We start from the raw sequence: 13,272 nt of genomic DNA on the forward strand, positions 1-13,272 counted from the left end.
ATTTTTCCTTTCAAAGTTTAGTGATCTCATCAGCCACTTTTATGGCAGCTTGCTTGACTAAAAGCGCGATAAAGAAGTCAAACTGACCGCTTCTTGACGCCTCAAGCTCCTCCACATGGTGTCTAGTCGAGATAGGAATTCGTTTTTTGAAATTTATATCTGAAAGCACAAGCTCGCCGTATAAATGTCCGTTTAAAATTTCAGAGCTTCTTGAGTAAGTGCCTCTAAGCTCGTCAAATCTAAAATCAAGCCTATATGTATAAGGCGATGTTTGCGTATCCACGACAACGATGCCACGAGAATTTAGCTCACGTTTTAAAAACATATAAAAGAGCACTTCAAGGCGTGGATTTGAGTTAAAGACTACGCCGCTACCATCTTCTCTTGTGTAATAAATCGACCTTGCGCTGCTTCTAGCATCCACGATCCTATGAAAATAGACCTTCTTTAGCCCGACATTTATGTCGATCATATTTTTTTCTAAGCAGCAGTTTATCGCCACGTCGCTTCTATACTTGACGCCATTTATAAAAACACCATCACCCCTGCCCCTGCAAGCGCTGCAGTCAGCTGGGATCCTCATAACCTCTTCAAAATAGGTCTTATCTTCGCTACTTATGCTTGCACTTTGCACGCCGTCTATGCCCTCGCACGATAGACAAAGACTAGCTTTTGCCACGCAGCCAGTTAGAAAGACGGCTGCAAAAATTGCTAATAATGTCGCTCTTAGCATTTCACTTCCTTTTGCTCTTTTTGTTTTTTGCGGAGATTTTTCACGCTCTCGCCTGCGATGCCGTAGTTGTTCGTGTCGATCTCATCGATAATGACAACGGTATTTTGAGCGCTTCTACCTAAAATTTCGCTTATTAGCTTTGTAACTCCACTTATCATCTTCTCTTTTTGCTCCACACTTGGGCTATCACTCTCTTTTGTCACGCAAATTTTCACAAACGGCATAGCACTCCTTTTTGTAAATTTAACACTTAAATTTTAATCAAAACCTATCCACCAAACAAGCTCCCAAATGCGGCAGTATCGCAAAGTCAGACAAGGCGTGGATAAAATTTACGACGGGAGTTACCATGGCAGGTAATGACCGAGTAAATTTTAGACACAACGAAGTATGACAAAGCGAGACAACGCATTAGTCTATTTTTAGGACAGATAAAAACGCCTCCTGCGGCAAATTCACCTTACCTATCGCCTTCATCCTCTTCTTACCCTCTTTTTGCTTCTCAAGCAACTTTCTCTTACGCGTAATATCGCCGCCGTAGCACTTGGCTGTGACGTTTTTACCCATTGATTTTACGGTTTCTCTAGCAATGATTTTATTGCCGATGCTCGCTTGTATCGCCACCTCAAAGAGTTGGCGCGGGACGATCTCTTTCATCGCCTTTACAAAGTCCCTGCCTTTTGTCTGCGCCTTACTCTCAGGCACGATGATAGAGAGCGCATCGACCGTCTCACCGGCCACTTTGACATCAAGCTTCACTAGGTCGCCCACACGGTAGTCACTTGGCTCGTAGTCAAAGCTCGCGTAGCCTTTGGTGCTTGACTTTAGCTTGTCGTAAAAGTCCATCACGATCTCATTCATCGGTATGTCATACTCGAGTAAAACGCGGTCAGTCGTGATGTAGTCCATCTTTGTTTGTATGCCGCGGCGGTTGTTTAAAAGCGTGATGATGTTGCCCAAAAACTCGCTTGGTGTGATGATAGTGGCCTTTACGTATGGCTCAAGGATCGAGTCTATTTTATTTACAGGCGGCAACTGGCTCGGGTTTTGAATTTTTAAATTTAGCCCATCAGTTTGGATGACTTCATAAGTCACAGTTGGCGCTGTGGCGATGAGATCAAGATCAAATTCACGCTCCAGCCTCTCTTTGACAACCTCCATATGAAGAAGACCTAAAAAGCCAACCCTAAAGCCAAATCCAAGTGCGACCGAGGTTTCTGGCTCGTAGCTAATGGAGCTATCATTTAGCTTTAGCTTATCCAGCGCGTCACGCAGATCTTCAAATTTATCAGTTTCAATAGGATAAAGTCCCGCAAAGACAAATGGCTTAGCCCTCTCAAAGCCGCCAACTGGCTCTTTTAGAGGATTTCTTGACTGCGTTATCGTATCTCCAACTTGCACGTCGCTAACGTTTTTAAGCCCCAAAACAACGATGCCAACCTCGCCAGCGCTAAGCGTTTTGGTCTTGATCGGAGCTATAGGATTTGGATACATGAGGTCTAGCACGATGTGTTTTTTGCCCGTGCCCATGACCAAAATTTCATCATTTTTTGAAATTTCACCATCATAAACACGCACAAGAGCAAGCGCGCCAAGGTAGTTGTCAAACCAACTATCGTAAATTAGCGCCTTTGTAGGCTTACTTACGTCGCCATTTGGCGCAGGGATCCTCGTGATGATCGCTTCAAGTAGCTCCTTTATGCCAACGCCTGTTTTTGCGCTCACTTCGATCGCTCCTGAGCAGTCAAGCCCGATGATGTGCTCGATCTCATCTTTTACCCTAGCAGGGTCAGCCGCTGGTAGGTCGATCTTGTTGATGACTGGGATGATCTCTAGGTTGTTTTCAAGTGCGATATAGACGTTTGCGATGGTTTGCGCCTCCACGCCCTGGCTAGCATCCACGACAAGCAGTGCGCCCTCGCAGCTAGCCAAAGAGCGGCTCACCTCATAGCTAAAATCAACGTGTCCTGGGGTGTCTATCAAATTTAGAACAAAATTTTGCCCATTTAGTGCGTAGTTTAGGCGGACAGACTGGGCTTTGATCGTGATGCCACGCTCTTTTTCGATGTCCATCGTGTCCATGATTTGCGAGCTCATCTCACGGTCGCTAACGGCGCCACACTCCTGAATGAGACGGTCAGCAAGCGTGCTTTTGCCGTGGTCGATGTGAGCGATGATGCTAAAATTTCTAATGTTTTTCATGAAATCCCTAGTTAAATTTTAGGCGATTTTATAAAAAAAATCGTTAAAGTTGAGTAAAAATGAGTTTGCTAGGCTAGCAAGGCTTAAATTTAAAGCTCAAATTTAGCTCTTAAACTTTTACACAAAGCGCAGAGTACAACGCAAAGTGAATATAAAAAATAAAAATAAGCAATAAGCGGCAAAAAAACAAGAAAACCTGAAGCATAAACTAAAGCGCTAAGCCCGTATGTCGCAGTTGCCAGCGCTGGCACGTAATAAGTCCAAAGCTCTGGTTGTTCAAAAGGGGTGTCTATGGCATTAAAATATAGAGCAAAATTTAACGCCAGCAACAAAACAAATATATAATCCTTTTTCATACAAAATAGAGCGCAGATCAAGGCTACTGCAAAATTTACCGCGATAAGAGAAACTATGACACTGCCCATAAAAACGCAAAACAAACCCATAGCCACGACCATTAGATATTCATTTTTTATGCGAAACATTAAATTTAAACCTTTTGCGTCAAATTTTAGTGATGATGCCCAAAATGTTCGTCCTTATGCGCGCTTTTTAGCTCGCAGATGAGACCAGCTTTGTGTCCAAGGCTCTCGCTCTCAAACTGAAGCGTGACGTGACCGATACCTGCGTGAGAAAGCTCGTGCTCGATGCGCCTTATCATCTTTGAAATTTCAGCCACGCTTAGCGCGTCATCTACCACCACGTGGGCTATGAGTGCGTTTGTGCCAGCATTTATCGCCCAGATATGCAGGTCATGCACGATTTTAACGCCATCTACACCCTTTATAACGCCTAAAATTTCATCCGTATCAAGCTTAAGCGGCACCGCTTCGATCAGGATATTAAAGCTATCTTTTAGCAAGCTAGCGCCACTTTTTATGATGAGTAGCGAGACAAAGATACTTGCGATGCTATCGGCCTGCGTGAAGTTAAATTTCATCACAAGAAGTGCCGCGACGATGGCACCAACTGAGCCAAGCGTGTCGCCAAGCACGTGCAAATAAGCACCTTTCATATTTAAATTTTCTTTTGTATCAGCACTTTTATGCATATAAATAGCCACGACTAAATTTACCACAAGCCCCAAAATGCTAACAAAAAGCATCGTTTTAGCCTCTATCTCTGGCTCGTTAAAAAGTCTGATGATAGCTTCTACTATGACAAAAACAGCAAGTGCGATAAGAGCGATGGCATTTATAAAAGCGGCGATGATCTCGACCCTTTTGTAGCCAAAGGTCTTTTGTAAATTTGCCCTTTTTTCTGCGATCTTAAAAGCGACCAGTGACAAAAAGAGAGCCGCAGCGTCTGAGAGCATGTGAAATGCGTCGCTAATAAGCGCAAGCGAGTTTGAAACGAAGCCAAAAACGGCCTCAACTATCATAAACGTGAAAATTAGAAAAAATGAATTTCTAAGAACGCTCTTATTGTGCATTATTGTCCTTCTTTTCGGCGTCGATCCTCTTGCCGATATCTTTTAAATTTGAAAATTCCTCGATGAGTTTTGGCGAGTCGTCAAGGCTGATGACGAAATTCCATATATAGGTCATCACAGAGTAGATGTGGCCGGCATTTGTCTGCTGCGAGCTTAGCACTATTATCGCCACCAAAAAGAGTAGCGAAGCGCTAATGCCGATGATAAAATAGCTCATCGCCTCTCTATTTGAGATCGCTATACGAAATTTAGAAACGACATCGTAGTGCCTATTTAGTGTGCTTTTATTAAAAACACCTATCACCTTTGCCTCTTTTTCTAGGCGGTCATTTAAGCGAAGATAAAGGTCGTCATTTTTCTTAATATATCTTGGTAAAAATATAAGAAAAAAGGTCATCACTACAAAGCACACCACAGCGACCTTTGGCTCGACAAAAATGAGCATAAACGCTGAGCCGATGATCGAAATGACCGATGTAAAAAACATAGGAAAATGCGTCTCAAAGAAATTTACAAACTCTCGCGAGAGCGCTACTCTGGCGATGATGGCAGAGTCGTCTTTGGCATTTTGTTTTTCATTCATGATGACATTTACAGCAAGCTTTGCATAGATATTTGCAAAAACTTGCGTATCCACACGGCGTCTAACGGCTCCTACAAGCCACGCTACGAGCACAAAAAGTGCGTAAATGAGGGCATTTAACGTATTTCCTTGCATGATTGCATTGATCGCATAGCCCGCAAATATCGGATATGCTAGAAAAAGTCCATTCTCTGCTAGCACTAAAGCAAGGGTCAAAATGAGCTTTTTGTCGTGCTCGATAGCTATGCTCTTTAGCGTTTTAAAGGCATTATTTTGCAAATTTTAACTCCAATTTATCATAAATTTTTCGTAGATTTTAGCCTAAATTTGCAAATTTTGATAATTTTTAGTTGTAACTCTTGACATTACAACAAAAAATTATTATACTTCGCTCATCGGTTGTAAATAAAAATATTACAACACAAAAATAAGGAGAATAAAATGAAAAATTTTCAGGTTGCAAAGATCGCAAATGCGCCAAGAGTCGAGCTAAAAGAGGCTTTGAATTTAACTGGCTGTGAAGTATCTATAAACGAGCTTGCGGCAAATGTGAGCGTGCCATTTGTCCATGCGCACAAGCAAAACGAGGAGCTTTACATCATCACTGATGGCGATGGCGAGCTCTTCATCGATGGCGAAGTGATAAAAGTAAGCAAAGGCGACGCAGTGCGCATAGATCCAGATGGCAAAAGGTGCTTTAAAGCTGGCAAAAACGGCATCAAAATGATCTGCATCCAGACAAAACGCGGTAGCCTAGAGCAATACACTATGACTGACGGCGTAATGGTTGATGACGTAAAGCCAAGCTGGCTCTAAATTTAAAAAGAAATTTAAAGGAGAAATAATGAAAATAGCAATCATAGGTGCAAACGGCAAAAGCGGTGCAAATTTAGTAAAAGAAGCGCTAAAACAAGGTTGCGACGTCACAGCGATCGTTAGAAACAAAGAGTATAAAAACGAAGGCGTAAAGGTCGTTTATAAAGATATTTTCGAGCTTACAAAGGCTGATCTCGCTGGCTTTGACGCGGTTATCAGCGCATTTGCTGCATGGAGCGAAGAAACTTTCCCGCTTCACAAAAAAGTGGCCGCTCACCTTTTAAATTTACTAGAAGGCACTAACACAAGGCTCATCGTAGTTGGTGGCGCTGGTACGTTATTTGTTGATAGCAACGGCACTATGGTCATGGATACGCCAGACTTCCCAGCTGCATATATGGGCGTGGCAAAGGCTACGGCGGAGTCATATTTTGAGCTAAAAGGTAGTGCAAATGTGCTTTGGACATACGTAAGTCCAGCAGGCGACTACGACGCAAACGGCGCTCGCACGGGCAAATACGTGCTTGGCGGGGATGATCTCATACTAAACTCAAAAAATGAGAGCTACATAAGCTACGCAGACCTTGCACTTGCGATCATAGACGAGCTAAAAAATAAGAAATTTATCCAAAAGCGCTTCACTGCGGTTGGCGAGAGAGCGTGAGTTTATAAATTTGACAGCTGGCGAAGGCTCGTAAGTCAAATTTAGCTGGCTGTCTTTGGCAGAAAATTTAAGTATAATCACGAAAAATTTAAGGACGATCATGCAAGTTGGCATTAAATTTTCAACTGCGATACACGCGCTTTTATGTGCTAAATTTTTTGAAAATGAGAAGGTTACAAGTGAATTTATAGCTGGCAGCATAAACACAAACCCAGTTATCGTTAGGCGCCTGCTTGGCACTCTAAAGGCCGCAGGGCTAGTAAATGTCGTAGCTGGAGTTGGTGGAGTGAGCCTTGTAAAAGAGCCAAAAGATATAAATTTACTTGAAATTTTTAACGCAGTAAATGAAAAAGAAAAACTTTTTAAAATTCACTCTGACTCACCAAAAGCCTGCCCGCTTGGTGGCAGGATAGAGGAGCTTTTAAGCGGGCACTTTTTAAGAGCGCAAACTGCTCTAGAAAACGAGCTAAAAAACGTCACTTTGCAAGACTTGCTAGACGAGCTTGCAAGATAAATTTAAAAAACTGAAACTAGAATTTTAATTTCCTTTCCTTTTGTAGCTGGGGCTTGAAACCCAGTTGTAGTTATTGCCATTTCTTTGCTCCTTTTATGCAATTTAATGGCAATTTATCATTTGTGACTGTGTCAAATCTACCCAATTTTGAGAAAATAAAAATTTTTTTACTTGATTTGAAAAAGAGAGTAAGCCCTAAAGATAGGGCTTTTAATTGTTATCTGAGTTTTTAGTAGATATATAGCTAGTTTTTACACCTTGACTAATTTTATTTTTAGTTAGCCTATTTACTGCTTTAGCTTTTACTCCGTCGCTTAAGTCTTTGTTTAATAAGACTTTCTTAACTAAGCCTACTTTATCTCCGCTTGTGTCTATTGCATCAAGTAGTTTAAGTTTTGGGTTTTCAAACTTCATAGGCTCTTTTAAGTTTCTATCAGAATAAAAGGTTATAATGTTGACAAGGCTGCCACTTGGGCTTAATCCCTTTTTCGTGGCTGGGCGAAGGTCATTAGTAATTGAGGACACGTCTTGGCTTTTGCCAAGCGGTAACCCTCTCCCTTCGCCATTTTTGTTACTAACTACTAGCTTAAACCTGACACCTTTATCATCTTCCCACTCATAAATACGAGCATTTTTCTTATTTACAAATGGCTCTTTGTGTTCTTTAATAAAATTACGCACATTTTCACCCAAATTTAGCAATTCCTCTTTCGTAACAAAGCCAGCCTTATTTTCATCGTCTAAGTGCCTGATACTTATATGCTTAGCTCCTTTACCAATATTGCCTCGTTCGTATTTGATAGCATCACATTTATGTTGTCTAAGTCTTGCTTTATTTGTGTAGAGTTCTTGCCATTATACGTTACATTATAGATGCCTCGTTTTTCTTGTTTAGCAAGTTTGTCCGCTCCTGCATTATCAACTATATTTTTTATCTCTTCGCTTGGCTTTTTAGATATGCTTAGTATCTTACTGTAAAGCTCAGGACTTACTCTTTTTACTCCCTCAGCTGTTATCTTTGATCCAAACAACGCATATATAAAACCCTTTGCAAACTCTTCAGGGCTAACGTTGCCATTTTCATCAGCTCCATTTGCTGTGCCACCAAGTAAGCCGCTTGCTATGTGTGGATTAGCATAAAGGGTTTTTATTTTTTTGCTTTCACTAGCACTTAGTGGTTTCACAAAAGTCTCGTATGCTTGTTGTAACTTATTGTCTATTTCTCTTAAATTATTAGTGTATTCAGGGGAGCGTTTGCTTTTACCATAAGTTGGGACAATATCTCCTAAGTCTAAAAAGAAGTTAGGCTTTCTCCCCTTTAATGTGTTGATAGTTTGGTCTAAAAAAATCTCTTTTAGTTTTGCTTCGTCTAAGGCATGCTCTTTTGCAATAGTCTTTAGTTGTGGTTCCCATGTTGGGTTTAAATAACCCTCTTTTACAAGAGCATCCTCTTTATTCTTATAAGGCTTAACATTTTTTCTAAAGTTTTATCTAATTCTTGTGTTTGTTTTGGTATAATGCTTTCATCAGAGCTAGAGAATGTGCTTTTTGCACCAGCCGTCGGTCCAACCTGATTAACATCAGCACGTTGGAGTGTAGGGTATGGCGTCCCTACCTTTAGCTCTTTCTCATTAACTTTTCTTAGTCGATCCATCTCATTTTTATTTGTGCTTTTTGATAAGTGTCCTACATGCCCACTTTCTTTTACTATGCCAAGCTTCCCTACGCTCCCGTCTTCTAAGACCTTAGCTATTAAAGCTATATCTGGACGGTTGTCTTAAAAAAGTGAGTTGGGTTATTTTTTATCTCTTTTAGCAGCCTATACACATCGCTTGGCTTTTTAAAAAGTTCAGGGTGCTTATTTTGTAAAATAAATAAATTTGCACTAAGCTCGTTATTATTTATTTCTGATAGCTCCCTCACCCAGTCATCCACGCTAATTTTTACATTTAAATCACTCTTTGGCGCTGGACTTTCTTTTGTGATGAAATTATCCCCTTTTATTTCTCCAGTTTGAGCCTCTTCTCTTAACGCCTTTACCTCGTTTTTAAAAGCTTCTAGTAGTTTAGTTGAGTTCTCTGGTGCATCTTTTATCTCTATCTTTTCAAGATTATTAATGACACTTTTTAGATCGCCTGCATTATTAATTGCATTTCTTATATGATTTTTTAAAGATGCGTCATTGCCTAATACTGGGAGTAGTGATTTTAACCTTTCAATGGCTAAATTTCTCTTCATTGTCATAAGTGCTCCAGTTACTGAATGCCCTATGCCTTGTTGTAGCTCTTTAGCCTTTGGATTAATCGCTGTTAGTTTTCAAGCAGTGAAGACGTGTTATTTAGTATAGGAGCTTTTTTGTTTAGCTCACCCATTATCTCCACCGCTCTTTTACTCTCAAATGGAGCATTTTTTAAAGTATTGCTTACTTTAGAAAAATCAGTTATTCCATCTTTGGTAAATTTTTCTATTACGCCACGGATCAGGCTAGTTTCTAACGCTTCTTGTTCGCTGCTACTTAATCTAGCTGTAAGAGCTTTTAAATCTAAGCCGTTTTCCGCATTAAGAGCTTTTAAGAGTGAGTTTGTTATATCGCCACTACTCTTTAGCTCACCCATTACATCATGGTAAATTTTAGAGTTTTGAAGTTCTTTAAAAAGAGCGTATTCGCTTCTTGCTTGTTTTAAAACATCTTTTGCTTTTTGACTAAGAGCTGGGTTGCTAAAAGCTTGCTCGGCGACATTGTCTATTAAGCTCTGTCTTTACTTTTCAAGCAAAGGATCATATTATCATTAAGTAAAATTCAGTCTAAAGATTTTAAAAACTGGCATAAAAATAAATTTAAAACATAATCAAACCAATAATCTAAAAATAAATATAAGAATCTTATCATATATAAAAAATAACAATAATAACTAAGATTAATAATATAAGAATTAAAAGCAGATAAATAACAAAGCCCGCAACGACCTACTTTTCCAACATCCCAGTAAGGGAGAGTATCATGAGCCAGGACGAGCTTAGCTTCTTGGTTCGAGATGGAGCAAGGCGTTTCCTCGTCTGTATAGTCACGGGCAGTGTTAAATAAAAGATATAATAGCTAAATCTTTTATTTAACACTACTAGATAAAGTTAAAAGTCATAAACAAAGTTTTATAAAAACATATCTTATTAAGTTTTTACCCTTAACAAGGAAGTGATGCTTATTAAAAGATAAGCAGACGAGCTATTAGTACTGGTCAGCTAAAGGACTTTCATCCATTACACACCCAGCCTATCAAACACATAGTCTATATGAGCTCTTAAAAGAAGATTCATCTTGGAGTTGGCTTCCTGCTTAGATGCTTTCAGCAGTTATCACATCCCAACATAGCTACCGAGCGGTGCCCTTGGCAGGACAACTCGTACACCAGTGGTTGGTTCGACCCGGTCCTCTCGTACTAGGGTCAACTCTCCTCAATCTTCTTGCGCCCACGGCAGATAGGGACCGAACTGTCTCACGACGTTCTGAACCCAGCTCGCGTACCGCTTTAAATGGCGAACAGCCATACCCTTGGGACCTGCTCCAGCCCCAGGATGCGATGAGCCGACATCGAGGTGCCAAACCTCCCCGTCGATGTGAGCTCTTGGGGGAGATCAGCCTGTTATCCCCGGGGTACCTTTTATCCTTTGAGCGATGGCCCTTCCACACAGAACCACCGGATCACTAAGACCGACTTTCGTCTCTGCTTGACGTGTATGTCTCGCAGTTAAGCTGGCTTATGCCTTTATACTCTACGAACGATTTCCAACCGTTCTGAGCCAACCTTTGTAAGCCTCCGTTACATTTTGGGAGGCGACCGCCCCAGTCAAACTACCCACCAGACATTGTCCTACTTGAGGATAACTCAAGCTAGTTAGCTATCAGAATAAAAAAGAGCGGTATCTCAACAATGGCTCACCATAAACTGGCGTCTATGGATCAAAGCCTCCCGCCTATCCTGCACATTTTTATCCCAATAGCAGTGTCAAGCTGTAGTAAAGGTCCACGGGGTCTTTCCGTCTTGCCGCGGGTAGGAGGAATTTTCACCTCCACTACAATTTCACTGGATCCCTCTTCGAGACAGCTCCCATCTCGTTACGCCATTCATGCAGGTCGATATTTAATCGACAAGGAATTTCGCTACCTTAGGACCGTTATAGTTACGGCCGCCGTTTACTCGGGCTTCGATCAAACGCTTCGCAGAGCTAACGTCATCAATTAACCTTCGAGCACCGGGCAGGCGTCACACCCTATACATCCTCTTACGAGTTAGCAGAGTGCTGTGTTTTTGGTAAACAGTCGGGAGGGACTCTTTGTTGTAACCTTCAATGCTTACGGAGTAAATCCTTCACAAAGTTAGGCACACCTTATACCGAAGATACGGTGCTATTTTGCAGAGTTCCTTGAAGAGAGTTCTTCCACGCGCCTTAGAATACTCATCCCACCCACCTGTGTCGGTTTACGGTACGGGCAACTATAACTAAACTTAGAAACTTTTCTTGGCTCGACAGTATAAAGGATTTACGATTCATTCCGAAGAACTTCACGCACCTGTAAGGCCTCGGCTTAAAGGAGTTCGGATTTGCCTGAACTCCAACCTGCACCTTTCGACCAGCACTACCATCCGCTGGCTCCTCTAACTCTAAGCGTCCTTCCATCGCACATTATAGTTGGCATTGGAATATTAACCAATTTTCCATCGCATACCCCTTTCGGACTTTGCTTAGGACCCGGCTAACCCTACGATGACGAGCATCGCGTAGGAAACCTTGGGTTTACGGCGTTGGGGATTCTCACCCCAATTATCGCTACTCATGCCTGCATGCTCACTTGTATTCGCTCCAGCACTCCTTACCGGTATACCTTCAACGCAAATACAACGCTCTCCTACCACTTAGTAAAACTAAGTCTAAAGCTTCGGTACTCATTTTAGCCCCGTTATATTTTCCGCGCAGAATCACTAGACCAGTGAGCTATTACGCTTTCTTTAAAGGATGGCTGCTTCTAAGCCAACCTCCTGGTTGTTTAAGTAACTCCACATCGTTTTCCACTTAAATGAGATTTAGGGACCTTAGCTGTTAGTCTGGGTTGTTCCCCTCTCGACGACGGATTTTATCACTCGCCGCCTGACTGCCATGATTACACACTAGGTATTCGGAGTTTGATAGGGTTTGGTACATTGGTGTATGCCCTAGCCCATTCAGTGCTCTACCCCCTAGTGTTACTACATGACGCTATACCTAAATATATTTCGGAGAGAACCAGCTATCACGATGTTTGATTGGCCTTTCACCCCTATCCACAAGTCATCCCATAGCTTTTCAACGCTAGCGGGTTCGGTCCTCCACCGGCTCTTACACCGGTTTCAACCTGCTCATGGATAGATCACATCGTTTCGGGTCTGCAACGTCTGACTAAACGCCCTATTAAGACTCGCTTTCGCTACGGCTCCGGGTTTCCTTAACCTCGCCAGACATCACAACTCGCAGGCTCATTATGCAAAAGGCAGTCCATCACCCTGATAAATCATAGGGCTCTGAATGATTGTAAGCAAATGGTTTCAGGTTCTATTTCACTCTGATCACCTCAGTTCTTTTCACCTTTCCCTCACGGTACTTGTGCACTATCGGTCTAGTAGTAGTATTTAGGGTTGGATAGTGGTCTACCCAGCTTCAGACAGAATATCACGTGTTCCGCCCTACTCAGGATACTGCTAAGTAAAACAAAGCTTTCATATACGGGGGTATCACCCTCTGTGCCTAACCTTTCCAGGTCGTTCTATTAGCTAAGTTTAGTCTATATTGCAGTCCTACAACCCCACTAGTAAACTAGTGGTTTGCCCTCTTACGCGTTCGCTCGCCGCTACTAGCGTAATCTCTTTTGATTTCTTTTCCTGAGGGTACTAAGATGTTTCAATTCCCCTCGTTCGCTCCGTTATACGGTAACTAATATCTCTATTAGTTGGGTTGCCCCATTCAGAAATTCCCGGATCAAAGCCCCTTGACGGCTCCCCGAGACTTATCGCAGCCTGGCACGTCTTTCATCGCCTCTACTAGCCAAGGCATCCACCACTTGCTCTTTGTAGCTTACCTTTTCTATATTAGATTATTCTAATTCGCATCACTTCCTTGTTAAAGATAACTTTATGTTACTACATTTAAATTCTAGCTCTCAAGACGGAAAGCATTGACTACTATTTAGATAAGTTTTAAATCCTAAATAGATTGTGATGTCAAACTTTTGCATTAAATGCAAAGAGAATAGAAATTTAAATCTTTAACAAGTCCTGTAAAATTGTTTTTAAAACTT

Annotated in this window: 14 protein-coding genes and 2 rRNA genes; 3 read left to right on the forward strand and 13 right to left on the reverse strand. The window is 41.6% G+C overall.

Going from position 1 to position 13,272, the window contains the following annotated elements:
- Window positions 1-10: 10 nt before the first annotated feature.
- The 6 genes from CVS89_RS05865 to CVS89_RS05890 all read right to left on the reverse strand — a co-directional run bounded on the left by CVS89_RS05865 (window position 11) and on the right by CVS89_RS05890 (window position 5,229).
- Window positions 11-733 carry a membrane protein gene (locus CVS89_RS05865; protein ID WP_012001473.1) on the reverse strand — a complete coding sequence of 241 codons (723 nt, stop codon included), beginning with the start codon at window positions 731-733 and terminating at the stop codon, window positions 11-13.
- Entirely contained in the window at window positions 727-957 is a 231-nt protein-coding gene (locus CVS89_RS05870) for a 2-hydroxymuconate tautomerase family protein (RefSeq protein WP_107848541.1), read from the reverse strand. The genes CVS89_RS05865 and CVS89_RS05870 overlap by 7 nt, the downstream gene beginning before the upstream one ends.
- A 187-nt stretch (window positions 958-1,144) precedes the next feature.
- Window positions 1,145-2,935, reverse strand: coding sequence for a translation elongation factor 4 (gene lepA / locus CVS89_RS05875; RefSeq protein ID WP_004317620.1), 1,791 nt, complete (start codon window positions 2,933-2,935; stop codon window positions 1,145-1,147).
- An 89-nt stretch (window positions 2,936-3,024) separates the two neighbouring features.
- A complete protein-coding gene (locus CVS89_RS05880) occupies window positions 3,025-3,420 on the reverse strand; it encodes a transporter (protein ID WP_107848542.1) in 396 nt (131 codons plus the stop codon).
- Between the two features lie 26 nt (window positions 3,421-3,446).
- Complete coding sequence (locus CVS89_RS05885) at window positions 3,447-4,367, reverse strand: cation diffusion facilitator family transporter (RefSeq protein ID WP_107848543.1); 921 nt, start codon at window positions 4,365-4,367, stop codon at window positions 3,447-3,449.
- A complete protein-coding gene (locus CVS89_RS05890) occupies window positions 4,357-5,229 on the reverse strand; it encodes an ABC transporter six-transmembrane domain-containing protein (RefSeq protein WP_107848544.1) in 873 nt (290 codons plus the stop codon). The genes CVS89_RS05885 and CVS89_RS05890 overlap by 11 nt, the downstream gene beginning before the upstream one ends.
- A gap of 162 nt (window positions 5,230-5,391) precedes the next feature.
- Between CVS89_RS05890 and CVS89_RS05895 the strand changes: the two genes are divergently transcribed.
- From CVS89_RS05895 to CVS89_RS05905, 3 genes are all read left to right on the forward strand, one after another.
- Window positions 5,392-5,766, forward strand: a complete 375-nt coding sequence (locus tag CVS89_RS05895) for a cupin domain-containing protein (RefSeq protein WP_107848545.1) — start codon at window positions 5,392-5,394, stop codon at window positions 5,764-5,766.
- A gap of 28 nt (window positions 5,767-5,794) precedes the next feature.
- Window positions 5,795-6,430 carry an NAD(P)-dependent oxidoreductase gene (locus CVS89_RS05900; protein WP_107848546.1) on the forward strand — a complete coding sequence of 212 codons (636 nt, stop codon included), beginning with the start codon at window positions 5,795-5,797 and terminating at the stop codon, window positions 6,428-6,430.
- A gap of 100 nt (window positions 6,431-6,530) precedes the next feature.
- A complete protein-coding gene (locus CVS89_RS05905) occupies window positions 6,531-6,944 on the forward strand; it encodes an Rrf2 family transcriptional regulator (RefSeq protein ID WP_107848547.1) in 414 nt (137 codons plus the stop codon).
- A 210-nt stretch (window positions 6,945-7,154) separates the two neighbouring features.
- Here CVS89_RS05905 and CVS89_RS05910 read toward each other — a convergent pair whose 3' ends face one another.
- The 7 genes from CVS89_RS05910 to CVS89_RS05935 form a co-directional block, all read right to left on the reverse strand.
- A complete protein-coding gene (locus CVS89_RS05910; protein ID WP_159070865.1) occupies window positions 7,155-7,637 on the reverse strand; it encodes a hypothetical protein in 483 nt (160 codons plus the stop codon).
- 62 nt (window positions 7,638-7,699) lie between these two features.
- The gene (locus tag CVS89_RS05915) at window positions 7,700-8,128 is read right to left on the reverse strand and encodes a hypothetical protein (RefSeq protein ID WP_107848549.1); all 429 of its coding nucleotides are present in this window, start codon (window positions 8,126-8,128) and stop codon (window positions 7,700-7,702) included.
- Between the two features lie 251 nt (window positions 8,129-8,379).
- The gene (locus CVS89_RS10010; RefSeq protein ID WP_107848550.1) at window positions 8,380-8,598 is read right to left on the reverse strand and encodes a hypothetical protein; all 219 of its coding nucleotides are present in this window, start codon (window positions 8,596-8,598) and stop codon (window positions 8,380-8,382) included.
- Between the two features lie 104 nt (window positions 8,599-8,702).
- Window positions 8,703-9,188, reverse strand: coding sequence for a hypothetical protein (locus CVS89_RS05920; RefSeq protein ID WP_196088128.1), 486 nt, complete (start codon window positions 9,186-9,188; stop codon window positions 8,703-8,705).
- Window positions 9,189-9,253: 65 nt separating this feature from the next.
- Window positions 9,254-9,559 carry a hypothetical protein gene (locus tag CVS89_RS05925; RefSeq protein WP_107848411.1) on the reverse strand — a complete coding sequence of 102 codons (306 nt, stop codon included), beginning with the start codon at window positions 9,557-9,559 and terminating at the stop codon, window positions 9,254-9,256.
- Window positions 9,560-9,898: 339 nt separating this feature from the next.
- Window positions 9,899-10,017 (reverse strand): 5S ribosomal RNA (gene rrf / locus CVS89_RS05930).
- Between the two features lie 133 nt (window positions 10,018-10,150).
- Window positions 10,151-13,055, reverse strand: a 23S ribosomal RNA gene (locus tag CVS89_RS05935).
- Window positions 13,056-13,272: the final 217 nt, after the last annotated feature.

Source organism: Campylobacter concisus (genome assembly GCF_003048615.2).
Lineage (GTDB): Bacteria > Campylobacterota > Campylobacteria > Campylobacterales > Campylobacteraceae > Campylobacter_A > Campylobacter_A concisus_C.

What these genes read in the sequence shown, in the direction of transcription:
- CVS89_RS05885 (WP_107848543.1), bottom strand. Translation starts at nt 4,367, where the DNA reads ATGCACAATAAGAGCGTTCTTAGAAATTCATTTTTTCTAATTTTCACG.
- lepA (WP_004317620.1), bottom strand. Translation starts at nt 2,935, where the DNA reads ATGAAAAACATTAGAAATTTTAGCATCATCGCTCACATCGACCACGGC.
- CVS89_RS10010 (WP_107848550.1), bottom strand. Translation starts at nt 8,598, where the DNA reads ATGGATCGACTAAGAAAAGTTAATGAGAAAGAGCTAAAGGTAGGGACG.
- CVS89_RS05865 (WP_012001473.1), bottom strand. Translation starts at nt 733, where the DNA reads ATGCTAAGAGCGACATTATTAGCAATTTTTGCAGCCGTCTTTCTAACT.
- CVS89_RS05920 (WP_196088128.1), bottom strand. Translation starts at nt 9,188, where the DNA reads ATGACAATGAAGAGAAATTTAGCCATTGAAAGGTTAAAATCACTACTC.
- CVS89_RS05870 (WP_107848541.1), bottom strand. Translation starts at nt 957, where the DNA reads ATGCCGTTTGTGAAAATTTGCGTGACAAAAGAGAGTGATAGCCCAAGT.
- CVS89_RS05895 (WP_107848545.1), top strand. Translation starts at nt 5,392, where the DNA reads ATGAAAAATTTTCAGGTTGCAAAGATCGCAAATGCGCCAAGAGTCGAG.
- CVS89_RS05900 (WP_107848546.1), top strand. Translation starts at nt 5,795, where the DNA reads ATGAAAATAGCAATCATAGGTGCAAACGGCAAAAGCGGTGCAAATTTA.
- CVS89_RS05925 (WP_107848411.1), bottom strand. Translation starts at nt 9,559, where the DNA reads ATGGGTGAGCTAAAGAGTAGTGGCGATATAACAAACTCACTCTTAAAA.
- CVS89_RS05905 (WP_107848547.1), top strand. Translation starts at nt 6,531, where the DNA reads ATGCAAGTTGGCATTAAATTTTCAACTGCGATACACGCGCTTTTATGT.
- CVS89_RS05880 (WP_107848542.1), bottom strand. Translation starts at nt 3,420, where the DNA reads ATGTTTCGCATAAAAAATGAATATCTAATGGTCGTGGCTATGGGTTTG.